At 64.7% G+C, this 21,944-nt stretch carries 21 protein-coding genes and 1 pseudogene; 7 read left to right on the forward strand and 15 right to left on the reverse strand.

Annotated elements, in window-relative coordinates:
* Window positions 1-166: 166 nt before the first annotated feature.
* The 4 genes from HUK65_RS05355 to ettA all read left to right on the forward strand — a co-directional run bounded on the left by HUK65_RS05355 (window position 167) and on the right by ettA (window position 3,566).
* Window positions 167-376, forward strand: a complete 210-nt coding sequence (locus tag HUK65_RS05355; RefSeq protein ID WP_235441781.1) for a DUF1127 domain-containing protein — start codon at window positions 167-169, stop codon at window positions 374-376.
* 346 nt (window positions 377-722) lie between these two features.
* Window positions 723-1,034: an ETC complex I subunit gene (locus HUK65_RS05360; RefSeq protein WP_179905116.1), complete on the forward strand. Its 312-nt coding sequence runs from the start codon at window positions 723-725 to the stop codon at window positions 1,032-1,034.
* Between the two features lie 237 nt (window positions 1,035-1,271).
* Window positions 1,272-1,787 (forward strand): Hint domain-containing protein, encoded by a 516-nt coding sequence (locus HUK65_RS05365; RefSeq protein WP_179905117.1) that lies wholly within the window; start codon window positions 1,272-1,274, stop codon window positions 1,785-1,787.
* A 123-nt stretch (window positions 1,788-1,910) separates the two neighbouring features.
* Window positions 1,911-3,566, forward strand: a complete 1,656-nt coding sequence (gene ettA / locus HUK65_RS05370; RefSeq protein WP_179905118.1) for an energy-dependent translational throttle protein EttA — start codon at window positions 1,911-1,913, stop codon at window positions 3,564-3,566.
* Between the two features lie 52 nt (window positions 3,567-3,618).
* On the opposite strand, the gene HUK65_RS05375 is transcribed toward ettA, so the two are convergent.
* The 6 genes and pseudogenes from HUK65_RS05375 to HUK65_RS05395 all read right to left on the reverse strand — a co-directional run bounded on the left by HUK65_RS05375 (window position 3,619) and on the right by HUK65_RS05395 (window position 8,540).
* Window positions 3,619-3,831 (reverse strand): hypothetical protein, encoded by a 213-nt coding sequence (locus tag HUK65_RS05375; RefSeq protein ID WP_179905119.1) that lies wholly within the window; start codon window positions 3,829-3,831, stop codon window positions 3,619-3,621.
* Window positions 3,818-4,327, reverse strand: coding sequence for a hypothetical protein (locus HUK65_RS05380; RefSeq protein ID WP_179905120.1), 510 nt, complete (start codon window positions 4,325-4,327; stop codon window positions 3,818-3,820). Before HUK65_RS05380 ends, HUK65_RS05375 begins: the two co-directional genes overlap by 14 nt.
* Before the next feature lie 366 nt (window positions 4,328-4,693).
* Window positions 4,694-4,804 (reverse strand): annotated as a pseudogene (locus tag HUK65_RS18655) (30S ribosomal protein S15); the annotation flags it as partial.
* Window positions 4,805-4,846: 42 nt separating this feature from the next.
* Complete coding sequence (locus HUK65_RS05385; RefSeq protein WP_179905121.1) at window positions 4,847-5,635, reverse strand: FAD binding domain-containing protein; 789 nt, start codon at window positions 5,633-5,635, stop codon at window positions 4,847-4,849.
* A gap of 12 nt (window positions 5,636-5,647) precedes the next feature.
* Window positions 5,648-8,017 (reverse strand): xanthine dehydrogenase family protein molybdopterin-binding subunit, encoded by a 2,370-nt coding sequence (locus HUK65_RS05390; protein ID WP_179905122.1) that lies wholly within the window; start codon window positions 8,015-8,017, stop codon window positions 5,648-5,650.
* A gap of 31 nt (window positions 8,018-8,048) precedes the next feature.
* Complete coding sequence (locus tag HUK65_RS05395; RefSeq protein WP_179905123.1) at window positions 8,049-8,540, reverse strand: (2Fe-2S)-binding protein; 492 nt, start codon at window positions 8,538-8,540, stop codon at window positions 8,049-8,051.
* Window positions 8,541-8,794: 254 nt separating this feature from the next.
* Between HUK65_RS05395 and leuB the strand changes: the two genes are divergently transcribed.
* A complete protein-coding gene (gene leuB, locus HUK65_RS05400; RefSeq protein WP_179905124.1) occupies window positions 8,795-9,901 on the forward strand; it encodes a 3-isopropylmalate dehydrogenase in 1,107 nt (368 codons plus the stop codon).
* A 14-nt stretch (window positions 9,902-9,915) separates the two neighbouring features.
* Here leuB and lnt read toward each other — a convergent pair whose 3' ends face one another.
* The 7 genes from lnt to dalA all read right to left on the reverse strand — a co-directional run bounded on the left by lnt (window position 9,916) and on the right by dalA (window position 17,963).
* A complete protein-coding gene (lnt, locus tag HUK65_RS05405) occupies window positions 9,916-11,445 on the reverse strand; it encodes an apolipoprotein N-acyltransferase (protein WP_235441782.1) in 1,530 nt (509 codons plus the stop codon).
* 4 nt (window positions 11,446-11,449) lie between these two features.
* Window positions 11,450-12,319 (reverse strand): hemolysin family protein, encoded by an 870-nt coding sequence (locus tag HUK65_RS05410; RefSeq protein WP_179905125.1) that lies wholly within the window; start codon window positions 12,317-12,319, stop codon window positions 11,450-11,452.
* 18 nt (window positions 12,320-12,337) lie between these two features.
* The gene (gene ybeY, locus HUK65_RS05415) at window positions 12,338-12,841 is read right to left on the reverse strand and encodes an rRNA maturation RNase YbeY (protein WP_179905227.1); all 504 of its coding nucleotides are present in this window, start codon (window positions 12,839-12,841) and stop codon (window positions 12,338-12,340) included.
* A 16-nt stretch (window positions 12,842-12,857) separates the two neighbouring features.
* Window positions 12,858-13,871: a PhoH family protein gene (locus HUK65_RS05420; protein ID WP_235441783.1), complete on the reverse strand. Its 1,014-nt coding sequence runs from the start codon at window positions 13,869-13,871 to the stop codon at window positions 12,858-12,860.
* A gap of 122 nt (window positions 13,872-13,993) precedes the next feature.
* On the reverse strand, window positions 13,994-14,206 hold the full coding sequence (locus HUK65_RS05425; protein ID WP_179905127.1) for a DUF2798 domain-containing protein: 213 nt from the start codon (window positions 14,204-14,206) through the stop codon (window positions 13,994-13,996).
* 57 nt (window positions 14,207-14,263) lie between these two features.
* Window positions 14,264-17,215: an isoleucine--tRNA ligase gene (gene ileS / locus HUK65_RS05430; protein WP_179905128.1), complete on the reverse strand. Its 2,952-nt coding sequence runs from the start codon at window positions 17,213-17,215 to the stop codon at window positions 14,264-14,266.
* 205 nt (window positions 17,216-17,420) lie between these two features.
* Window positions 17,421-17,963, reverse strand: a complete 543-nt coding sequence (dalA, locus tag HUK65_RS05435; RefSeq protein ID WP_235441784.1) for a divisome-associated lipoprotein DalA — start codon at window positions 17,961-17,963, stop codon at window positions 17,421-17,423.
* 334 nt (window positions 17,964-18,297) lie between these two features.
* Between dalA and HUK65_RS05440 the strand changes: the two genes are divergently transcribed.
* Window positions 18,298-18,495, forward strand: a complete 198-nt coding sequence (locus HUK65_RS05440; RefSeq protein ID WP_179905130.1) for a hypothetical protein — start codon at window positions 18,298-18,300, stop codon at window positions 18,493-18,495.
* 223 nt (window positions 18,496-18,718) lie between these two features.
* On the opposite strand, the gene HUK65_RS05445 is transcribed toward HUK65_RS05440, so the two are convergent.
* Window positions 18,719-19,219: an Lrp/AsnC family transcriptional regulator gene (locus HUK65_RS05445; protein ID WP_179905131.1), complete on the reverse strand. Its 501-nt coding sequence runs from the start codon at window positions 19,217-19,219 to the stop codon at window positions 18,719-18,721.
* 119 nt (window positions 19,220-19,338) lie between these two features.
* On the reverse strand, window positions 19,339-20,904 hold the full coding sequence (locus HUK65_RS05450; RefSeq protein WP_179905132.1) for a trimethylamine methyltransferase family protein: 1,566 nt from the start codon (window positions 20,902-20,904) through the stop codon (window positions 19,339-19,341).
* A gap of 147 nt (window positions 20,905-21,051) precedes the next feature.
* On the opposite strand from HUK65_RS05450, the gene HUK65_RS05455 reads away from it, so the two are divergent.
* Entirely contained in the window at window positions 21,052-21,924 is an 873-nt protein-coding gene (locus tag HUK65_RS05455; protein ID WP_179905133.1) for a LysR family transcriptional regulator, read from the forward strand.
* The last annotated feature ends 20 nt before the right edge of the window (window positions 21,925-21,944 follow it).

Here is a 21,944-nt window from a genome sequence, read left to right on the forward strand (position 1 = left end):
CGCCACCCGCCGCAAACCCCGCTCTCACAAGGCTCTGTCATGCCTTTTGTGCATGTGTGCTATGCACCGAATCCAGCTTGTTCCGCGTTCACAAACTGCCTAGATGCCCATCAGCGAGGCATAATGCTTCAGCAGTTTCCACCCCCCCTTGCCAATGGAGCAACTCATGGCATTCTTCATGCAAAGCCGCCCTCATGCCGAGGGTGTATTCGGTGTTTTCCGGGGGTTTTCGTTCGCCGATATTATCGCTGTGTTCAAAACCTGGAATGACAAAAGGATCACCCGCGCGCAACTGAACATGCTGTCGGACCGCGAACTTGATGATATCGGCCTGTCCCGCAGCGATATCGAGGGCGTTATCAGCCGTATGAGCTGAACCGGGGCTGCAGTCCGAACCGGGCCGCACCATCGAAACGGATCCGCCGTCGGAGCAATCCGGCGGCGGTTTGCGTCAGGGGGTGCTGCAGTCCGCGCGGGCTGAAAACTGGCATCAAAGGGAAAAGCTGTCCCTGAGATGCGCTTTTTTCAGGCCCAAGCTTGCCCCGCGGGGGGCGCGCCATATCTTTGGAGTGCAGGCGGGAAGGCGCGCAGCCGGAAGACCTACCCCTCGCTCCCTCCTTTCGGATCGTGCGGTTTTTCCGCTTGCACCCGGATGGTTGTCGCGCCCCCTTGCAAAACCGCGCCGGAACTTTGATAAGGGGGCGTCTTTGCAAGAGGATGTCATGCGCGCTCGCATTTATCGCCCCGCACGAAATGCCATGCAGTCCGGCACTGCCCGCTCCCGCGACTGGGTGCTGGAGTTCTCTCCGGCCGAGGCGCGGAGGATCGATCCCTTGATGGGCTGGACCAGTTCCTCGGATATGGACAGCCAGGTGCGTCTGCATTTTGACACGCGCGACGCCGCCGAGGCCTACGCCAAATCGCGTGGGCTGGATTTTGTCGTCGTGGCACCCCGGACCCGCCGCGCGAATATCCGGCCTGGAGGCTATGCCGACAATTTCGCCCATTCGCGGCGGCAGGTCTGGACGCACTGACCACGCCCGCGATACCGGAACACAGCCCCGCATGCGTTGCAACGGGACACGTCCCCGTGGGTGCCCGTCGCGCGACACTGCGGACCGGGCCGCGCTGATCCGGCGCCTGCAAAGCACAGCCGCGCCTGGCTGCCTTGCCGCCGGCGCAATCCTGCCCAGTTCAAGCCATCATCCCAGTTTACGCAATCTTCAGGGTTGCGCGTCATCCTGCAACCTGGCCACAGGTAGGAGCCGACGATGTTTGACACCACGATCGTCCCGCGCGCGACCGCGCCACAGGCAACCACCCTGCCACGGGTTCCGCGGCTTTGCGGGTTCGGTGCGGGAACGTTGATCGAAACCGCAAGCGGCCCTGTTGCAGTCGAATCGCTTCTGGCCGGGGACATGTTGCTGACTGCCGATGGCGCGCAGGCCGTTCTTCGGGGGATGCAGGTTGTCACACTGCATGATGCGCTGGCGGTTGTCATTGCTCCGGCGTCATCCGAAGGGGGGCTGACGGGAACCGGCATCGTGATCGGTCCGGAACAGGCCATCGCACGCCCGGACATGCTGGCCGGATCCGGGCTCACCCTGCGCTCGGCCGAACCCTCCCGCCTGATCCATAGCATGCCTGGCCTGCGCATGCAGCGGGTGCCGACCCTGCGGCTCTATCAACTGCAATGCGACCGGGACGTGACAATCGTCACCCACGGGCTGCATGCGTTGCTGCCGACGATCCGGATGGATCACGCCCCTGCCCCGCACCTGCACTGATTGCCGCGCTAAGCCATCCTTCCACTGATCGATTGACCCGCCCCGTTCCACTGGCGCCGCTTGCAGCGAAGGGTCTGCCGCGCTAGGGGTGTTTGCAACCCCAAACACCAGTGGAGCGGACGCATGGCCTCGTATCAGTATGTCTATCACATGGATGGCGTCTCCAAGACCTATCCCGGCGGGAAGAAATGCTTCGAGAACATCCGCCTGTCCTTCCTGCCGGGCGTCAAGATCGGCGTCGTGGGCGTCAACGGTGCGGGCAAGTCCACCCTGTTGCGCATCATGGCCGGCCAGGATAAGGATTTCACCGGCGAGGCCTGGGCCGCCAAGGGCGCCAAGGTCGGCTACCTGCCGCAGGAACCTCAGCTGGACCCCGCGCTTAGCGTGCGCGAGAATGTCATGCTGGGCGTGGCCGAGAAGAAGGGCAAGCTGGACCGCTTCAACGAACTGGCCATGAACTACTCGGACGAAACCGCCGAGGAAATGGCCGAACTGCAGGACCAGATCGACGCCGAGAATCTGTGGGATCTGGACAGCCAGATCGACGTGGCGATGGAGGCCTTGCGCTGCCCCCCCGATGACGCCCCGGTGGACACGCTCTCGGGCGGCGAGAAACGCCGCGTGGCGCTGTGCAAGCTGCTGCTGGAAGCCCCGGACATGCTGCTGCTGGACGAGCCCACCAACCACCTGGACGCGGAAACCATCGCCTGGCTGCAAAAGCACCTGATCGAGTACAAGGGCACCATCCTGATCGTCACCCATGACCGCTATTTCCTGGATGACATCACCGGCTGGATCCTGGAACTGGACCGTGGCCGCGGCATCCCCTATGAGGGAAATTACTCCGCCTGGCTGGAACAGAAGGCCAAGCGCCTGGCCCAGGAAGCGCGCGAGGACAAGGCGCGGCAGAAATCGCTGGAGCGCGAGTTGGAATGGATCCGCGCCGGCGCCAAGGCCCGGCAGGCGAAATCCAAGGCCCGGATTTCCGCCTATGAGGAAAAAGCCAGCCAGTCCGAGCGTGAAAAGATCAGCCGCGCGCAGATCATCATCCCCAACGGCCCGCGCCTGGGCGGCAAGGTGATCGATGTGACCAACCTCAAGAAAGGCTATGGCGACCGCCTGCTGATCGAGGATCTGACCTTCGCCCTGCCCCCCGGCGGCATCGTCGGCGTGATCGGCCCCAATGGCGCGGGCAAATCGACGCTGTTCCGCATGCTCACCGGGCAGGAGGCGCCGGACGACGGCAGCATCGAATTCGGCGACACGGTGAAGCTGGCCTATGTGGACCAGTCCCGCGATGCGCTGGATGCCAACAAGACCGTGTGGGAGGAGATCAGCGACGGGCTGGACGTGATCCAGCTTGGCGATGCCGAGGTGAACTCCCGCGCCTATGTCGGCGCCTTCAACTTCAAGGGCGGCGATCAGCAGAAGAAGGTGGGGCTGCTGTCAGGCGGCGAGCGCAACCGGGTGCATATGGCGAAACTCTTGCGCGCGGGCGGGAATGTGCTGCTGCTCGACGAGCCGACCAACGATCTGGATGTGGAGACATTGCAGGCTTTGGAAGCGGCGCTGGAAGATTTCGCGGGCTGCGCAGTGATCATCTCGCACGACCGCTTCTTCCTTGACCGGCTGTGCACGCATATCCTGGCCTTTGAGGGCGAGGCGCATGTGGAATGGTTCGAGGGCAATTTCGAGGCCTATGAAGAGGACAAGAAACGGCGTCTGGGACCGGATGCGCTGGAGCCGAAGCGGGTGAAGTACAAGAAGTTTGCGAGGTGAAAAAGGGAGGGCTTTGGCCCTCCCTTAACGTTTTATCCTTGTTGCAGTCGGATCATGCGCAGGCGAGCATCATGGTCCCGCCACCGTCCTGCCTAGGCATGTCAGAACGTCTTTTGACGTCAGAATTTGCTTCTTGACGGATGATGTCAGGATCAAGCTCCATGATACGCTTCACTTCGCTGCGAGCAATCCATGCCTGGAGAGGCGAGTCCTTCCGCTCTGCAGCAGCTCGCATGAGTTCTATCTGCTTGTCACGGCGAATCATCTGATGCCTCTCTTTCATTCTTTAAGGTTCCGATCCATAACACAGAGCCCAAGTACTCGTCTACGCTCAAGAGCTTATACTCTTGCTGCACTGTGTTAGCCACGACACTGAGCATCGCAGCAAGCTGCGAGTCATGCCTGTAGGCTTGTGTATATATGTGGAAGGTTTCCAATTTCTCAAGACTAAGTAGCTTTCGGACAGCAAAAGACGTCGCAAGACAGAAGGGTAACCAAACGTCTGCGGGAAGACGTTCCAGGGCCTCATGTAAAGAATATGTGTAAGTCCCACCTGTTGCGGGGTCGTAGATGAGAAGCTCCAAGCTCAGTTCTCGGACTTGATCCTCACCAGGAACCATCAGCGAACAGGCAGTCGCAACGACGTGCAGATCTTCGACATCGTCCTTGGCGAACGGCACCATCACCAAAGTTTGCCCGCCCGCCTCAACTGGGAAGGCGGGAACATGGTCACCGTCCCTGAAAACTACGCGAATTGCCACGACTACGAGCCTTTCCTGACTTCATTTCACGTACATGACACATGCGTATGGCTCGATCAAGAGCACTGACCGTGTCGCTACCGAGGCGACGTTTAAACAATAGTCTGCGTTACAACATGTTGTAAGCTCCGAAGCGCCTGCCGGGATGGAGGGGGAGCGTCGCGCCAGTGGCGCGGCGTAAGCCCCCGGAATGGCAGGCGCTGCCCGGCGTTGCCGCCGGGCGGGACGGTTGGTGCGGTGGTGCGTCATGGGGGGGTGTTGCGTCCCCTGTCGGCGCCTGATGCGCGCGGTCTCCGACACCTGCCCCCCCAAACGCAGAACGCCCGCCGTGCGGCGGGCGTCCGGGAAGCGAAATCGGGCCAGCCCTCAGCGGCGGATGCCCTGCTTGGCAATCAGCACGCGGTCGCGCGCGTCACCCTTGCTGCGCAAGTCGTCCAGCAGCTTGCGACGCGTCGCCACCAGTTTCAGCAGCCCACGGGGGGACGGGCGACGCGCGTTTTCACCTCACTGCACCCCCGCTCACCCCGCCGCGGCCACCGCGCGGCGGGTCATCACTGCGGCCAGGTGGGCGCGGTAGTCCGGGGTGCCGTGGAGGTCTCCGATCATGCCCTCGGCCGGGAGGGTGAGGCCGGAGAGCGCCTCGGGGGTGAAGCTCTCCTTCAGGGCGGCCTCGGCCTCGGTCCAGCGGAAGACGCCGCCTTCGGAGGCGCCGGTGATCGCCACCCGCACCGTCCCCGCGAACCGCGCCACGAACGCCGCCGCCAGCGCAAAGCGTGACGCCGGCTGGTGGAACTTGGCATAGGCGGCCTTTTGCGGGATGGGGAAGCGGACCGAGGTGATGATCTCGCCCTCCTCCAGCGCGGTGGCGAACATGCCGTCAAAGAAGTCATCCGCCGCGATCTCTCGGGCGTTGGTGACGATGGTGGCGCCAGAGCCCAGCACCCCCGCCGGATAGCAGGCCGAGGGGTCGTTATTCGCCAGCGACCCGCCGATGGTGCCCATCGCGCGCACCGCCGGGTCGCCGATCTGCCCCGCCAGCGCCGCAAGGCCGGGATACTCCGCCGCCGCCTCGGTCGCCACGCGGGCATGGGTGGTGGCCGCGCCGACCACCAGCACATCGCCGTCACGGCAGACGCCCTGCAACTCAGGTATGCCGCGCAGGCTGACCATGACCGAGGGCGCGTTGAGCCGCTGTTTCATCGAGGGCAGCAGCGTCTGCCCGCCTGCCAGCGGGATCGCATCCTCGGCCGCCAGCGCCTTGACCGCCCCGTCGATGGAGCCGGGTTTCACGAAATCGAAGTCATACATGGCCGTGTCCCCTTATTTCTGCATGGCCGCCCAGACGCGCGACGGCGTCAGGGGCATGTCGATATGGCTGACATGCGTGTGCCCGGCACGGTGCAGCGCGTCGATCACCGCATTGACCACCGCGGGCGGCGAGCCGATGGCTCCCGCCTCGCCGCAGCCTTTCACGCCCAGCGGGTTATGGGTGCAGGGCGTGTTGCAGCTATGGTCCACCTTGAAGCCGGGGAAGTCATCGGCGCGGGGCATGGCGTAATCCATGAAGGAGCCTGACAGAAGCTGCCCGCTGTCATCGAACACGCAGTTCTCCATCAGCGCCTGGCCGATCCCCTGGGCCAGCCCGCCATGGACCTGGCCTTCGACGATCATGGGGTTGACCACATTGCCGAAATCATCGGCGGCGGCGAAGCCCACGATATCGACCTTGCCGGTTTCGGGGTCGATCTCGACCTCACAGCCATAGGCGCCGGCGGGGTAGGTGAAGTTCGAGGGGTCGTAGAAGGCGGTTTCCTCCAGCCCCGGTTCCAGATCCTCCAGCGGGTAGTTGTGGGGGACATAGGCGGCCAGCGTCACCCCAGACCAGTCCACGGATTTATCGGTGCCTGCGACCGAGAATTTGCCGTCCTTCAGCTCAATATCCTCGGGGGCGCATTCCAGCAGGTGGGCGGCGATCTTCTTGGCCTTGTCCACCACCTTGTTCGTGGCGCGCACAATGGCCGAGCCACCGACAGCGAGACTGCGCGAGCCATAGGTGCCCATGCCCATGGGGGAGTTCGAGGTATCGCCGTGGTGGATTTCGATGGTCGAGGCATCGACCCCGATCATGTCGGCCACCACCTGGGCGAATGTGGTTTCGTGCCCCTGTCCGTGGCTGTGGCTGCCGGTATAGACACTGATCGATCCGGTGGCATTCACGCGGATGGTGGCGGATTCGTAAAGCCCCGCGCGGGCGCCCAGTTGGCCAACGAGGTTCGAGGGCGCGATGCCGCAAGCCTCGATATAGCTGGCCACGCCAAAGCCGCGCAGCTTGCCGCGGTTTGCTGACTCCGCGGCCCGGGCGGCGAAACCGGCGTGGTCGGTGATCTCCAGCAGCTTGTCCATGGTGGCGTCGTAGTTGCCGGTGTCATAGACCACGGCCACGGGCGTCTGATACGGATACTGGTCCGGCTTGATGAAGTTCTGGCGGCGCAGTGCGATGGGGTCCACGCCCAGGTCACGCGCGGCCTTGTCGATGATCCGCTCCAGCTGATAGGTGGCCTCGGGCCGGCCGGCGCCGCGATAGGCGTCCACCGGCACGGTATTGGTGAACACGGCCTTGACATTCACATAGATCAGCGGCGTGCGGTAGTTGCCCGCCATCAACGTCCCGTGCAGCCAGGTGGGGATCGAGGGCGCAAACGTGCTGAGATAGGCGCCCATATTGGCGTAGGTCTCGGTCCGGATGGCGGTGAAATTGTGATCGGCATCCAGCGCCAGTTCCATCTTGGTGCGGTGGTCGCGGCCCTGGGCATCCGAAATGAACGCTTCGGAGCGCGAGCAGGTCCATTTCACCGGGCGCTTTAGGGCGCGAGCGGCGAAGGTGCAGAAGGCTTCTTCGGCGTAGTGATAGATTTTCGACCCGAAGCCGCCGCCCACATCCGGGGCCACCACGCGCAGCTTGTGTTCGGGGATGTTGAGGACAAAGGCCCCCATCAGCAGCCGGATGACGTGGGGGTTCTGGCTGGTGGTGTAAAGCGTGCTCTGATCGCCCCAGGGGTCATAATCGCCCACGGCGACGCGCGGCTCCATGGGGTTGGCGACAAGGCGGTTGTTCACCAGTTCCAGGCTGACCACATGGGCGGCCTTGTCGAAAGCCTCATCCACGGCGGCCTTGTTCTCCTCGACAAAGCCCCAGTCATAGCAGAGGTTCGAGGTCAGCTCGTCATGCACCTTGGGCGCGCCTTCGGCGAGGGCGGCCTTCATGTCGATGACGGCGGGCAGTTCTTCGATGTCCACCTCGATCGCCTCGGCGGCGTCGCGGGCCTGTTCCGCCGTTTCGGCCACCACGGCGGCGATGGGGTCGCCCACATGGCGGACCTTGCCCTCGGCCAGGATGGGGTGTTTGGGTTCCTGCATCGGCTGGCCATGCTTGTCGGTGACCTGCCAGCCGCAGGGCAGCCCGCCCGCGCTTTCGAAATCGGCCGCCGTGAAGATACGCAGGACGCCGGGCATGTCCGCGGCTACCGTGGTGTCGATGCCGTTGATCCGCCCATGGGCCACGTCCGAGCGCAGGAAATGCACGAAGGCCTGCCCACGCAGGTTGATGTCATCGGTATACTTGCCGTTGCCGGTCAGAAACCGCAGGTCTTCGCGCCGCTTGGTGCTGGCGCCGATGCCGTCCTTTGGCATGTTGTCCTCCCTGAAAAATTCGGTGCCGCGCTTATTCGGCGGCGATCCCAAGCCCGCTGACATCCTGGCCTGACGCCGCCAGCACCGCCTTGACGATGTTATGGTAGCCCGTGCAGCGGCAGATGTTGCCTTCGAGGTAGTGTCGCACCTCGGCCTCGGTCGGTTTTGGGTTTTCCTTCAGCAGCGCGGCGGCGGCCATGACCATGCCCGGGGTGCAGAAGCCGCATTGCAGGCCGTGATGGTCCTGGAACGCCTGCTGGATGGCGCTGAGGCTGCCATCGGCATTGGCCATGCCCTCGATGGTGCGGACCTCGGCCCCGTCCAGATCCATGGCCAGGGCGGTGCAGCTTTTCACCGGCTGGCCGTCCACATGCACCACGCAGGCCCCGCATTGCGAGGTATCGCAGCCCACATGCGTGCCGGTGAGGCCCAGCCCCTCGCGCAGCCATGTGGACAGCAATGTGCGGCCTTCGGCCTCGGCCGTCATCTGGCGGCCGTTGACGGTCATGGTTACCTTGCCCATGCATTCCTCCCTGTTCCTGTTGGCGCATGAAACCACGGCGGACGGGGGTCCGCCAATGCGACCTTGGGCGCATGTCCCGGGCGGGGCGCTCCCGCCCCCGGATCAGCGCGGCAAGCCGCGCAGCCCGGCGTTGGGCCGGGCCCGCGCGCGCGGGCGCGCGGGTCGGCGCTGCGGAACGGGCGGGCGAGGTGCGCTTGACGGGGCGGCAAGCAGGCACTAGCGATTGCGCGTCACATAGCGAAGGAGCGCGCCCCATGTCCAATCCCTCGATCCTGATCCTGCCCGGCGATGGTATCGGCCCCGAAGTCATGACCGAGGTGCGCAAGGTCATCGACTGGTTCGGCGCCAGGCGCGGGCTGGCCTTTGACGTGACCGAGGATCTGGTGGGGGGCGCGGCCTATGACGCCCATGGCACGCCCCTGAGTGACGAAACCATGGAGCGCGCGCAAGCCGCCGATGCGGTGTTGCTGGGCGCCGTGGGCGGGCCGAAATACGACGAGCTGGATTTCAGCGTGAAGCCGGAGCGCGGGCTGCTGCGCCTGCGCAAGGAGATGGACCTCTATTCCAACCTGCGCCCGGCGCAGTGCTTCGACGCGCTGGCCGATTTCTCCAGCCTGAAGCGCGAGGTCGTTGCGGGGCTGGATATCGTCATCGTGCGCGAGCTGACCTCGGGGATCTATTTCGGCGAGCCGCGCGGGATTGTCATGGAGGGCAATGAGCGCGTGGGGATCAATACCCAGCGCTATACGGAATCCGAGATCGCGCGGGTGGCACGCTCGGCCTTTGAGCTGGCGCGCAAGCGCGGGAACAAGGTCTGTTCCATGGAAAAGGCCAATGTCATGGAATCCGGGATCTTGTGGCGCGAGGTTGTCCAGAAGGTCCAAGACGAGGAATATCCGGATGTGGAGCTGTCGCATATGTATGCCGATGCCGGCGCCATGCAGCTGTGCCGCTGGCCCAAGCAGTTCGACGTGATCGTCACCGACAACCTGTTCGGGGACCTGCTGTCGGATGCAGCGGCAATGCTGACCGGCAGCCTCGGCATGCTGCCTTCGGCCTCTCTGGGGGCGCCGATGGCGAACGGGCGGCCAAAGGCGCTCTATGAGCCGGTGCATGGCTCGGCCCCCGATATTGCCGGGCAGGGCAAGGCGAACCCGATCGCCTGTATCCTGAGCTTCGCCATGGCGCTGCGCTACAGCTTCGACAAGGGGGCCGAGGCCGACCGGCTGGAGGCCGCCGTGGAGAAGGTGCTGGCCGATGGGCTGCGTACGGCCGATTTGCTGGGGCCTGACGGGGGCGGGTTTGTGTCCACCACCGAGATGGGTGACGCCATCATCGCCGCGCTGGACGCAGGCGCCTGACCTAATCCTGTGACCTAATCCTGCGGGTGCCGTGACATGCGGCGCCCGCCCAGCCCGATGGCCAGTGCCAAGAGCGCCAGCACCAGCGCCATGGGCGTATCGCCCAGGCGCGCATAGGGCGGCGGCGGCAGCGCCCCGGGCAGCGCCGCATCCAGAACACCGGGCTGGTTCAGCGGCAGCGATGCGATGATCCCGCCACGGGCGTCGATCACGGCGGAAATGCCCGTGTTGGCGGCGCGCACCATGGGCAGGCCGGTTTCCACCGCGCGCAGCCGTCCCTGCGCCAGATGCTGATGCGGCCCTGACCAGTTTCCGAACCAGGCGTCGTTGGTCACTTGCAAGATCCAGTCCGGCCGCGGCGCAAGGCGGTGGTGGCGGGCGAAGATCGATTCGTAGCAAATGGTCGGCAGGACCCGGCCAAAGCGGCCCCAATCCAGCGTTTCCGGCCCAGCGCCCGCGCTGTAGCCGGCCAGAATCTGCGAGGCAAAGCCCCCATAGCCGCGTCCCAGAAGCGCCTCGGCCAGGGGTATGTATTCGCCAAAGGGCACCAGATGGTGCTTGTCATAGATCTCGGTCACGGCGCCATCCGGGTCCAGCAGCGCCAGGCTGTTGAAGAAGCCGCCATTGTCGAACCGCTGCACGCCCAGCGCCACATGGGCATCGCCCGATGCAGCGGCGATGCTGTCCAGCCCGGCACCGGGGTTGTTCAGCAGGAACGGAACCGAGGTTTCAGGCCAGATGACCAGATCCGGCGCCGGATCGCCCGGGGCGGGAATGGCCGCGGTCATCTCCAGATGGCGCTGGAAGAAATGCCAGCGGTAATCCGGGTGCCATTTCAGATGCTGCGGCGCGTTGACCTGCACCACGCGCAGGTCCAGCGCGATCTGCGGGGCGGGCAAGGGCTGTGCCAGCCGCGCCTGCCCCCAGAACCAGCCCGCCGAAAGCAGCACCACGCCAGCGGCGGCAAGCGCCGCACGCACGGCCTGCCCCTGCGCCAGAAACGGCAAGGCGGCGAGGGTCAGGATCAGCAAGCTCAACCCCGGCGCCCCGGCCAGGGCTGCCAACTGGGCAACGGGGGTATCGATGAAGGCATGTCCGACCATCGCCCAGGGAAAGCCCCCGAACAGCCATCCGCGCAGCATCTCCGCGGCCGTCATGGTCACCGCCAGCGCCAGGGGGCACCAGCGGCCCGGGTTCAGCCAAGCCGCCACGGCCCCGGCCAGGGCCCAGAACAGCGCCATCCCCGCCGCCATCGCCAGCAACGCAAAAGGCGCCATCCAGCCGTGGATATGGGGTTCCACCATGAAGGGATGAATAATCCAGTTCAGCGAGACCGCGAAAAACCCGCAGCCGGTGGCAAAGAGCCGCGCGGCCAGCACCCGGGGCGCCCGGGCCGCCGGCAGCAGCCACAGCAACACACCAAAGCCCAGAAGCGTGGCCCACCACCAGTCCAGCGGCGCCTGCCCCGTGGCCATGACCGCCCCCACCGCCGCGAAGGGCGCCCCGCGCCGCAGCGCCCCGGCCATACGCCTGCGCAGACGCATCCCGTCAGCTTGCCGCCTGCGCCGAGGGCAGCCTGACGCGCAACCGCTTGATCCGCCGGGCATCGGCGTCGATCACCTCGAACGAGACACCATCGGGGTGGTCGATCACCTCGGACCGCGCCGGGACCCGTTCGGCCAACATGAAGACCAGACCGCCCAGAGTGTCGACCTCCTCGGTATCCTCGGCCTCGGCCAGTTTCATGCCGATTTCGGACTCGAATTCCTCCAGCGGGGTGCGGGCTTCGGCCAACCAGATGCCGGGGCGCTCCTGGGTGAAGGGCGCTTCCTCGTCGGTGTCATGCTCATCCTCGATCTCGCCCACCACCTGCTCGACCAGATCCTCGATGGTCAGCAGCCCGTCCACGCCGCCGAACTCATCGATCACCAGCGCCATGTGGCGGCGTTCGGACTGCATCTTCTGCAACAAGACCGCCAGCGGCATCGAGGGCGGGACAAACAGCACCGGGCGCAGCAACGGCTCCAGATCGATATCATGGCTGTTGCCGTTGAACCCGTAGGTCAGCGCCAGATCCTTCAGGTGCAACATGCCCAGCGGGCGGTCCAGCGTGTCCAGATACACCGGCAGGCGCGAGAAGCCGCTTTCGCGGAACACGCGCACCAGCTCATCGCGCGCCACATCCAACGGCACGGCGGCGATTTCGGCCTTGGGGATCGAAACATCATCCACGCGCAGCTTGCGCAGATTGGCCAGCCCGGGCAAGGCGCCCTTCAGCATGGTTCCAGCAGTGTCGTCATCTTCGTCTTCGGGGGTCAAAGCGCCAAATAATCGGCCGAAAAAGCCGCGCTGCTCTGCTTCCCTGGGATCTTCAAGCGCGCCTTGCGCTGCGCTAGATCCGTCCGTGGTGTCGCCCATTGGTCCTTTCCATGGTCATCAGGGGGCCTCTGCCCCGGCTTCATATGGGTTCGCCACCCCGATGCTGGCAAGTATCTCTGCTTCGGTATTTTCCATCAACGCGGCATCTTTGTCACGGATATGGTCATATCCCAGCAGATGCAGCACGGAATGTGTGACCAGATGGGCCACATGTGCGTCAAACCGCTTGCCCTGTTCTTCGGCTTCACGTTTGCAGGTCTCGTAGGCCAGCGCGATATTGCCCAGCGGCTCCGGCTCTTCCGGCTGCGGGTCCGGCGGCGGTGCGGGGAGGCCGCCGTCTTCCTCGGCGGCCAGATCCCATTCCGGCCAGCTCAGGACATTGGTGGGCGCGGGCTTGCCCCTGAAATCGGCGTTCAGGGCGGCGATCCGGGCATCATTGCAGGCCAGCAGGACGATTTCATAGCCGCTGGTTGCGTGACCCAGATGCGCCAGCGTGGCCCGGGCGGCCCTGGCGACCACGGGCGCCAGATCATCCCCCTCCCAGCGCGGATCATCGATCATCAGCGCCACAAGAGGCTCAGCCACTGCTGCCCTCATCCGCCTCATAGGCCTTGATGATTCGCGCAACAAGCGGGTGGCGCACCACATCGGCGGCGGTGAAATAGCTGAAGCGGATGCCTTCGACCCCATCGAGGATCCGCTCCGCGGCCCGCAGCCCCGATTGCACCCCGCGCGGCAGGTCCACCTGGCTGCGATCACCCGTGATCGCCATGCGCGAGCCCTCGCCCAGCCGGGTCAGGAACATCTTCATCTGCATTTCGGTGGCGTTCTGCGCCTCGTCCAGCACCACGAAAGCATTGGACAGCGTCCGCCCGCGCATGAAGGCCAGCGGCGCAATCTCGATCCGCCGCTCCTCCATCAGCTTGGCCAGTTGCTTGCCGGGCAGGAAATCGTTCAGCGCGTCATAAAGCGGCTGCATGTAAGGGTCGATCTTCTCCTTCATGTCGCCGGGCAGGAAGCCCAGCCGCTCCCCGGCCTCGACCGCCGGGCGTGAGAGGATGATCTTGTCCACATGCCCCTCGATGAACATGTGCACGGCGACGGCCACGGCGATATAGGTCTTGCCGGTGCCCGCGGGGCCGATGCCGAAATTCAGCTCCTTCTCCATCAACGCGCGGGTATAGGCCTGCTGGGCCTTGGTGCGCGGGCTGATGGTCTTCTTGCGGGTGCGGATTTCCATATGACCGGTGCGGAACATTTCCAGCTGTTCCTGCCCCCCCTCCTCGGGGGCCGAAGCCCCCAGCCGGATCAGCGCGGCGATGTCGGCATGGTCAACTGCCCTGCCCTGCTGCAACATGGCATACATGGCGGTCAGAACCTCGGCCGCTACCGCGCGGCTTTCGGCAGGCCCGATCAACACAAGTTCATTGCCCCTGCGGATGATCTGGATGCCCAGATGGCTTTCAAGCTGGGTCAGGTTCCGGTCGAATTCACCGCAAAGGTCGATCAACAAGCGGTTGTCTTCGAATTCCAGACGGGTTTCGATGCTGCCTTCCGGCTCTGGCGGGGGGGTCAGCGCACTAATTCCCAAGCATGTCTCCCTGATGCAGTCCCTGTATTGATGCTGCCAAGCTGATGCGGCACACGCAAGCACAACTTGGCGCATTTGTCGGAATTGTCACAATTCGGCGCCCGGGGCTGCACGTCCGCGCATCAGCGCGTGGCCAGTCTTTCGGCCCATCCACGGGCCAGAGGACCCACGAACATGGCCAGCGGCACCGCAATCACCCAGGCCACCGCCCAGGCACCGAGCCAACGCCCCATGTAACCCGTTCCCAGCCCGGTATTCACCGCCGTGATGATGCCCGACATGATGACGGACATCATCGTTCCCATGATCAGGCCGTTCAGCACCCTCAATTTCATCGCACGTGCTCCGCAATTACATTCATCTATTCGCATGTAATTTCGGAGTGTGCGACATCAACCCCCGACAGCAACACCCCAGCCCAGCCGCATCAAGGCATCGCTACAGCGCTGACAGGTGCCCGGATGCGCATGATGTCCGACATCGGGCAGGACCTTCCAGCAGCGCTGACATTTCGCGCCCTCGGCCCGGGCAAAGACGACGGCAACGCCATCGACCTCGGGCAGGGTAAAGGCGCCCTCGGGGGCCGGGTCGCTGCTCAGCACAATGTTCGAGGTGATGCACAGATCGGCAAAATCCAGGCTCTCCAGGACCGCGCGCAGGTTGGCGTCCTGCACATGCACCACCGGAGCAGCTTCAAGACTGGCGCCGATCACCTTCTCGCGGCGCTGCACTTCCAGCGCTGCGGTGACCACCCGGCGCACAGCGCGGATGCCGAACCACTTGCCAGCCAGCGCGCCATTCTCCCACCCCGCCGGGGTCGCCGGAAAATCCTGCAGATGGACCGAGGACTCCTCCCCCGGGAAGCGCGAGAGCCACACATCCTCCATGGTAAACACCAGGATCGGCGCCAGCCATGTGGTCAGCCGGTGGAACAACGCATCCAGCACCGTCCGCGCCGCGCGCCGCCGCAGGCTGTCCGCAGGGTCGCAATACAGCGCGTCCTTGCGCACATCGAAATAAAACGCCGACAGGTCCGAGGTCGCAAAGGTAAAGAGCTTCTGAAAGACGCCCTGGAAGTCATGGGCCGCGTAGCCCTCGCGCACCTGCCCGTCCAGAGCCGCCAACCGGTGCAGCACCCAGCGTTCAAGTTCAGGCATGTCGGCGGGGTCCACACGCTCGGCCTCGTCCCAGCCTTCCAGATTGGCCAGCATGAAGCGCAGCGTGTTGCGCAAACGCCGGTAGCTGTCGGCCACGCCCTTCAGGATCTTGTCCCCGATCCGCTGGTCCACCGTGAAATCCGACTGCGCCACCCACAGGCGCAGGATATCGGCGCCATACTGGTCGATCACCTCCTGCGGCCCGATCGTATTGCCCAGGGACTTGGACATTTTCATGCCCTTTTCGTCCAGGGTAAAGCCGTGGGTCAGCACCCCGCGATAGGGCGCGCGCCCCTTGGTCGCACAGGCTTGCAGCATCGAGGAATGGAACCACCCCCGGTGCTGGTCGGTCCCCTCCAGATACAGATCGGCGATCCCGTCCTCGGCCCCGTCCGCGCGGTCACGCAGCACGAAAGCATGGGTGGAGCCGCTGTCGAACCACACATCCAGAATGTCAAAAACCTGTTCATAGGCGTCCGCATCATGCAGCCCATCAAGGATACGCTCCTTGAATCCTTGCACATACCAGACATCGGCGCCCTCGGCCTCGAAGGCGGCGACGATCCGCGCGTTCACCTCCGGGTCGCGCAGCAGGAAGTCCGGGTCCTCGGGCTTGGCGCCCTTGCGCACGAAGCAGGTGAGCGGCACCCCCCAGGCCCGCTGACGCGAGAGCACCCAATCGGGCCGCGCCTCGATCATCGAATACAGCCGGTTGCGCCCGGTCTGCGGGGTCCATTTCACCAGCCGGTCGATGGATTCCAGCGCGCGGGCGCGGATGGTGTTGCCATGCGCGCCCATCCCGTCATCCAGCGGCTTGTCGATGGCCGCGAACCACTGCGCGGTGTTGCGATAGATCAGCGGCGCTTTCGACCGCCAGCTATGCGGATAGGAATGGCGCATCTTGCCCTTGGCAAACAGCGCCCCCGCCCAGGCCAGTTGCTTGATGACGGCCACATTGGCGCCGCCCTCCTTGCCATCGGGCCGGATGATCACCTCACCCCCGAAAAGCGGCAGATCGGCGCGGTAGCTGCCATCCTCCAGCACGTTGTAGGTCATGGGCAGGCCATGCTTCAACCCGATCTGGTAATCGTCATCACCATGGCTGGGCGCGGTGTGCACGAATCCCGTGCCCGCATCATCGGTGACATGATCGCCGGGCAGCATGGGGACGTCGAAATCCCATTCGCCCGCAGCCCCGTCAACGCCGCGCAGCGGGTGCGCCAGCACCAGTGCTGCCAGCTCTGCGGCCGTGACATCGCGCCGCCGCTCTGCCACGACCTTCGCCGCCGCAAAGACGCTCTCCGCCAGGGCATCCGCCACCAGCACCAGCCCGCCGGGCACCTCCTTGGCGCCCTCGGCCACTTCGGTGACCTCATAAAGCCCGTAGGCCAGTTCAGGCCCGAAACAGACCGCACGGTTCTGCGGGATAGTCCAGGGCGTCGTGGTCCAGATCACCACCGACAGCCCCATTTTCTTGCTGGAAATACTCAAATCCGACGCTGCATCCCCGAAAGCCGTGACGGGGAACTTCACCCACACCTGATGCGACGTATGCTCATGATACTCCACCTCGGCCTCGGCCAGGGCGGTCTTTTCCACCGGCGACCACATCACGGGCTTCGACCCCTGATAGAGCGTGCCGTTCATCAGGAATTTCATGAACTCCCCGGCGATCACCGCCTCGGCGTGGTAATCCATGGTCAGATAGGGGTCATCCCACTTGCCGGTGATCCCCAGCCGCTTGAACTCCTCGCGCTGCACATCAATCCAGCCCTCGGCGAAGCGGCGGCATTCCTGTCGGAAATCGACGATATCCACCGCGTCCTTGTCCAGCCCCTTGGCGCGATACTGCTCCTCGATCTTCCATTCGATCGGCAGGCCGTGGCAATCCCAGCCCGGCACATAACGCGCATCATGGCCGCGCATCTGCGCCGAACGGACCACGAAGTCCTTGAGCACCTTGTTCAGCGCATGCCCGATATGCAGATGCCCATTCGCATAGGGCGGGCCGTCATGCAGCACGAACGGCGGACGCCCGGAACCAGTTTCACGCAGACGGTCATAGATGCGCAGGCGTTCCCAACGGGCCAGCCACTCGGGCTCGCGCAGCGGCAAGCCCGCACGCATGGGGAAGTCGGTTTCGGGCAGGAACAGCGTGTCCTTGAAATCAGGCTGATCGGCGCTCATGGCAAAGGGTGCTTTCTGTCAGGGGCAAGGTTTCAGACGGTGGTGCATGGAGATGGCGGCACATGCAATATCCCGGCGCCCTGAGAGGTCAGAGCACCGGGCCGGTAATTCGCATATCCATATCGTCCTGCCAGGGCATGGGCCGCGTTATAGGCCGCAGCCGAAACAGCGTCCAGAGGGCAGACCCGGCAAATCCGGCCCGCCGTCAGTTGGCGGCAAGTTCCAGGTCCGGAACCGGAACCGGCGTGTCAAGGCCAGGCGCACCCATGACCACCGCCCACCACAGCTTGCCGTTGTCATCCTGATGCCAGGCCACGCCCAGATCCCGCGCCCGCGGGTCCAGGACGACCGAGCGGGTCTCGCGCTCCTGCATCCAGGCGTTCAGCGTCTCGGTCTCGGTCTCGAAGGTCTCGGACACCATCTCGCCGACGAAAACGCCGCTATAGCCCGCACGGCGGGTGCGCTGCATGGGGCTGGACCCGTCCGAGCCCCAGTGCCACGGGCGGCTCTGAAACGACATGTCGCTGGCATGGGTGGCCGCGGCCGAGGTCAGTTGCGCGTTCAGCTCCACCGGTTGCAGCCCGTTTTGCTGGCGCAGCGTGTTGATACCGTCACGCATGCGCGTCTGCACACGGGGCGCATCCGCATCCGAAATCCGATAGACCGCCGGCACCGGGCGCCCATCGGGCCCCGTCCGCATGGGCGTCGTCGTGGTTTCACAAGCCGCCAGCGCCACAACCGCGACCATGGAAGCAATCGCATATCGCCGCATCTGCCATCCCCCAGAGTTCATCGCTGCGTCTTATCCATTCCGTCGCACGGATTCAAACCCAAGAGATCGTGATGATGCTCAAGAGCGACAGTTATGCGACACGATAGGCCTTGATCTTTCAGGTTTACCTGTCGGCGACACACTCCGCCGCATGAGGGGTGTTGCCAAATTGACGACGACCAGCCAAACTGACTCGTGAACACGGCGTGAGGCGTTGCAATCCGCCTGACAAGGTGTTTGAGAAAAGAGACGACTTATCGTCTTGGGTGCGCGTGTGAGACCTGCACACGGGCAAATACTGGAGGTTGAAATGAAAAAAATCGCACTGGCGGCAGCCCTTTCCATGGCAGCTACCTCGTCCTTCGCTGGCAGCCACGGCACCAGCAAATACGCCGAGCCCGTGATCGAGCCGGAAGTGATCGTGGAAGACACCCGCTCGACCGCAGCTGGCATCGTTGTGCCGATCATGCTGCTGGTCGTTCTGGCCGCTGCTGTGGCCGCACGCTGATAAGCGCTGCAACACATGAATGAAGGGCGACGGTCATCCGTCGCCCTTTTTCGTTTGAATGATGCGGTTTGCCGGAACCCCGGCCCTGGCCAGACCGCTCCTGCGCGGCTGGCGCCTTGGCCTGCCCTGATGTGCCTTTTGGACATCTTGCACAGGATTGGGCCAGGCCCGCGGGGGGCTTCCCCTGACCGCAAGTCGCCAAAATCACGGCAGATGGGGCCGGTCAGCCCAGGCGGGCGTAGCGGTCTTCCAGAACGTCGAAGGGCACGCCGGGTTCATCCTTGGCACAGCGGATCACCAGCGATGTCTTGACGCTGGCCACATTCTCTGCAGCCGTCAGTTCCTCGGTCAGAAAGCGCTGAAAGGTCGACAGATCCGGCGCCACGCATTTCAGGATAAAATCGATTTCGCCATTGAGCATGTGGCATTCGCGCACCAGTGGCCAGTCGCGGCACCGCTGCTCAAAGGCAGACAAATCAACCTCGGCCTGCGAATGCAGACCGACCATGGCAAAGACCTGGACCTCGAAGCCCAGTTCACGCTCGTTGACGCGTGCGTGATAGCCTGAGATGAAGCCGGATTCCTCCAGCGTGCGCACGCGCCGCAGGCAGGGCGGCGCCGAAATACCCACGCGTTTGGCCAATTCGACATTGGTCATCCGGCCGTCCGCCTGCAACTCGGCCAGTATCTTGCGGTCGATCGGATCCAGTTTCGCTCCGGGCATGAATGTTTGCGCTCCCTCGTGACTGCCCTCATGTAGGCGCTGGACCCAGATTGCGCAATATTCTTTCGCATCTGCGCAAGATTTTTGCGCCTCGGGCGGTCAGGGCGGCAAGTGTGCCATCAGGAGCGGAAGCGGATCGGGAATTCGGCGCGGATCGCGCGGTCCAGATCCGGGGCAATGGTGCAACCCGCCTGCGACAGGATGCGCTGCATCCGGGTGCGCGCATTGCCCACCAGATCCGGGCGGCCGGCCTCTTCCCATTCGCGCGGGCTCATGCGGTTTGACAGCGCCGGATACAGGTATTCGCTCTGCATCAGCTTCAAGGTCTGGTCCGAGCCCAGGTAATGCCCTGGTCCGTCCAGACAGACCGCGCGCATTGCTTCAAGCGAGACCGACTCATCGCTCACATCGATCCCGCGCACACAGCGCAGCGCCTGCCCCAGCAGGTCATCGCCCAGCACCATCGATTCCGGGCAGAACCCCAGAAGTGAGGCATGCATCCCCACCGATTCATAAACCATGTTCAACCCCGCCAACCCCGCAAGCACGTTCGAGGTCGCCTGCTCCCATCCGGCCTGCATGTCCGGCAGTTTCGAATCGGCCATTCCCGCGGCGGCCCCACCCGGCAGGCCATAGAATCGGTGCATCTGCGCGCAGCCCGCGCTCAGCAGCGCCTGTTCCGCGCTGCCCCCGGACATGGCCCCGGTGCGCAGGTCCGAAACAAAGGGCCAGGTGCCAAAGATCGCGGGCGCCCCGGGCCGGACGCTGTTGACATAGACCACCCCGGCCAGGCATTCCGCCACCGCCTGCACGATGGCCAGCGCGATCGGCGCCGGTGCCGTCGCCCCCGCCTGCCCCGCCGACAGCAGCAGCACCGGCATTCCCGCACGGATGCAATGTTCCATCGTCTCGCAGCTTTCGGTGGCGAATTTCATGGGCGGGACAACGAAACAATTGCTGTTGGATACAAACGGCCGCGCGCGCCAGGCGTCCTCCCCTCCGGCGATCCGATGCAGCAGATCCATGCAGCCGGCCACATGCGCCGGGTCCGAAAATGACGTGCCCACATGCTTCCTGGTGCCCGCGACACAGGCGTAGAGCGTGTTCAGATCCATCTCGAAATTGTCGGCGATATCGCGGCAGACCATGACCCGCTGAAAGAAATGCAGGTTATCCAGATGCTGCGCCAGACGCGCTGCGTCATAGAGGTCCTGCGCTGTGGAATCGCGGTAATCGCCGGTTTCAGGGTCCACCACATGCACCGCAGCCCCGGCGGTGCCATAATGGACCCGGGCGCCGGACAATGTCAGGTCATGATCAGGATCGCGGGCGCAGAGTGTCAGGTCGCGCGCGGCAAGGGCCAGCATGTCCTCGACCAGGGTGCGTGAAAAGCGCAACCGCCCGTCATCGCCCTGCACCGCCCCCGCCGCTGTCATCGCCAGCACCCCCGAAGGCGGCGCATCCGCCAGACCGATGGTTTCCAGCGCATCCAGTGCAGCGTTGTGAATGCGCAGCACATCGGCATCGGCCAGGGGGCGGTACTGTCCGCCCTCCATCCCGGGGCGGACCGGGCGCACGGCCTTGTCCAGCGGTGCGGCGCGCGCGGCCACACGCGCCGCCCGGCCGCCGCTGCGCGGCGCGCGTTTCGCCATCACGGCCTCTGCATGTTCGGGGGCATCCTCCATGGCGCATTCCTTCTGCCGGTGCGGGCGGCACCCCAATGGCCGCGCCCTGCGATCATCTGTCAGTATCTGGCGCGCCTGAGGGATTTTCAATTCGGCCAGGCCGATGCTATTGATCGATATAACCGATCAAACCTCGGAGCGCCCCGGATGCAGATGGACTGGATCGACACGTTTCTGGACCTGATCGACAGTGGCAGCTTTCACCGCAGCGCCGAGCGGCTGGGTGTGGGCCAATCCACGGTATCCGCCCGGATCAAGGCGCTGGAAGAGACCGTCGGCGCGCGGCTGCTGACACGCTCACGCGCAGGGACCCGGCCCACCACCGCCGGGCTGCGCTTCATCCCCGAAGCCCGCGCCCTGCGCCGCGTCTGGCAAGGCGCCTGCCGCCAGGCGCGTGGGTCCGGGGCGCAGGCCCTGACCGTGCATCTGGGTTTCCAGCATGATCTGGTGGGCGATGCATTGGGCAACTGGCTGCTGGCCTTTCGCTCCAGGCTGCCCGAAACGGCGGTCTATGTGGAGCTGGATTATTCACCGCAGATGTGCGCCAACATCGAGACCGGCACGCTGGATTTTGCGGTGATGTTCACGCCGCGCCCCCTGCCGGACCTGCATTTCGTGGGGCTGGGCGAACTGCGCTATCAGATGATGAGCACCTGCGCCGCACGGCTGGCCGAGGTCACGCCAGACCGCTACATCCGCGGCAATGTCGCCCCGGCCTTTGCAGCGGCGCATCGGCAGGCGCTGCCAGGTCTGGAGGATGCGCCGCTGGCCAGCGGCCATGCCCCGGCGGTGGCCAGCCTGTTGCGTGCGGTCGGCGGCAGCGCCTATCTGCCGGGCGCCATGGCCCACAGGTTGCAGGCCGAAGGGGTGGCGCAGCCAGTCCCTGATGCCCCCGTGCTGGGACAGCCGGTTCATGCGGCGATGCTGCTTTCGCAACGCACGCGGCGGCTGCAATCGGTGCTTCTGGCCATTGCGCGCAGCCAGTTCGACATGCTGAACACCAGCGCCCAGACGCCGTGAGCCTGGGCCTGAGGCCCCTG

Origin of the sequence: Rhabdonatronobacter sediminivivens, from assembly GCF_013415485.1 — a bacterium.
Classification (GTDB): domain Bacteria; phylum Pseudomonadota; class Alphaproteobacteria; order Rhodobacterales; family Rhodobacteraceae; genus Rhabdonatronobacter; species Rhabdonatronobacter sediminivivens.

Coding starts and splice junctions, on each gene's coding strand:
- leuB (WP_179905124.1), top strand. CDS start 8,795: ATGTCCAATCCCTCGATCCTGATCCTGCCCGGCGATGGTATCGGCCCC.
- HUK65_RS05365 (WP_179905117.1), top strand. CDS start 1,272: ATGTTTGACACCACGATCGTCCCGCGCGCGACCGCGCCACAGGCAACC.
- HUK65_RS05395 (WP_179905123.1), bottom strand. CDS start 8,540: ATGGGCAAGGTAACCATGACCGTCAACGGCCGCCAGATGACGGCCGAG.
- HUK65_RS05390 (WP_179905122.1), bottom strand. CDS start 8,017: ATGCCAAAGGACGGCATCGGCGCCAGCACCAAGCGGCGCGAAGACCTG.
- lnt (WP_235441782.1), bottom strand. CDS start 11,445: ATGCGTCTGCGCAGGCGTATGGCCGGGGCGCTGCGGCGCGGGGCGCCC.
- HUK65_RS05375 (WP_179905119.1), bottom strand. CDS start 3,831: ATGATTCGCCGTGACAAGCAGATAGAACTCATGCGAGCTGCTGCAGAG.
- dalA (WP_235441784.1), bottom strand. CDS start 17,963: ATGGTCGCGGTTGTGGCGCTGGCGGCTTGTGAAACCACGACGACGCCC.
- HUK65_RS05455 (WP_179905133.1), top strand. CDS start 21,052: ATGCAGATGGACTGGATCGACACGTTTCTGGACCTGATCGACAGTGGC.
- HUK65_RS05425 (WP_179905127.1), bottom strand. CDS start 14,206: ATGAAATTGAGGGTGCTGAACGGCCTGATCATGGGAACGATGATGTCC.
- HUK65_RS05445 (WP_179905131.1), bottom strand. CDS start 19,219: ATGCCCGGAGCGAAACTGGATCCGATCGACCGCAAGATACTGGCCGAG.
- ileS (WP_179905128.1), bottom strand. CDS start 17,215: ATGAGCGCCGATCAGCCTGATTTCAAGGACACGCTGTTCCTGCCCGAA.
- ettA (WP_179905118.1), top strand. CDS start 1,911: ATGGCCTCGTATCAGTATGTCTATCACATGGATGGCGTCTCCAAGACC.
- HUK65_RS05440 (WP_179905130.1), top strand. CDS start 18,298: ATGAAAAAAATCGCACTGGCGGCAGCCCTTTCCATGGCAGCTACCTCG.
- HUK65_RS05450 (WP_179905132.1), bottom strand. CDS start 20,904: ATGGAGGATGCCCCCGAACATGCAGAGGCCGTGATGGCGAAACGCGCG.
- HUK65_RS05360 (WP_179905116.1), top strand. CDS start 723: ATGCGCGCTCGCATTTATCGCCCCGCACGAAATGCCATGCAGTCCGGC.
- ybeY (WP_179905227.1), bottom strand. CDS start 12,841: ATGATCGATGATCCGCGCTGGGAGGGGGATGATCTGGCGCCCGTGGTC.
- HUK65_RS05410 (WP_179905125.1), bottom strand. CDS start 12,319: ATGGGCGACACCACGGACGGATCTAGCGCAGCGCAAGGCGCGCTTGAA.
- HUK65_RS05385 (WP_179905121.1), bottom strand. CDS start 5,635: ATGTATGACTTCGATTTCGTGAAACCCGGCTCCATCGACGGGGCGGTC.
- HUK65_RS05355 (WP_235441781.1), top strand. CDS start 167: ATGGCATTCTTCATGCAAAGCCGCCCTCATGCCGAGGGTGTATTCGGT.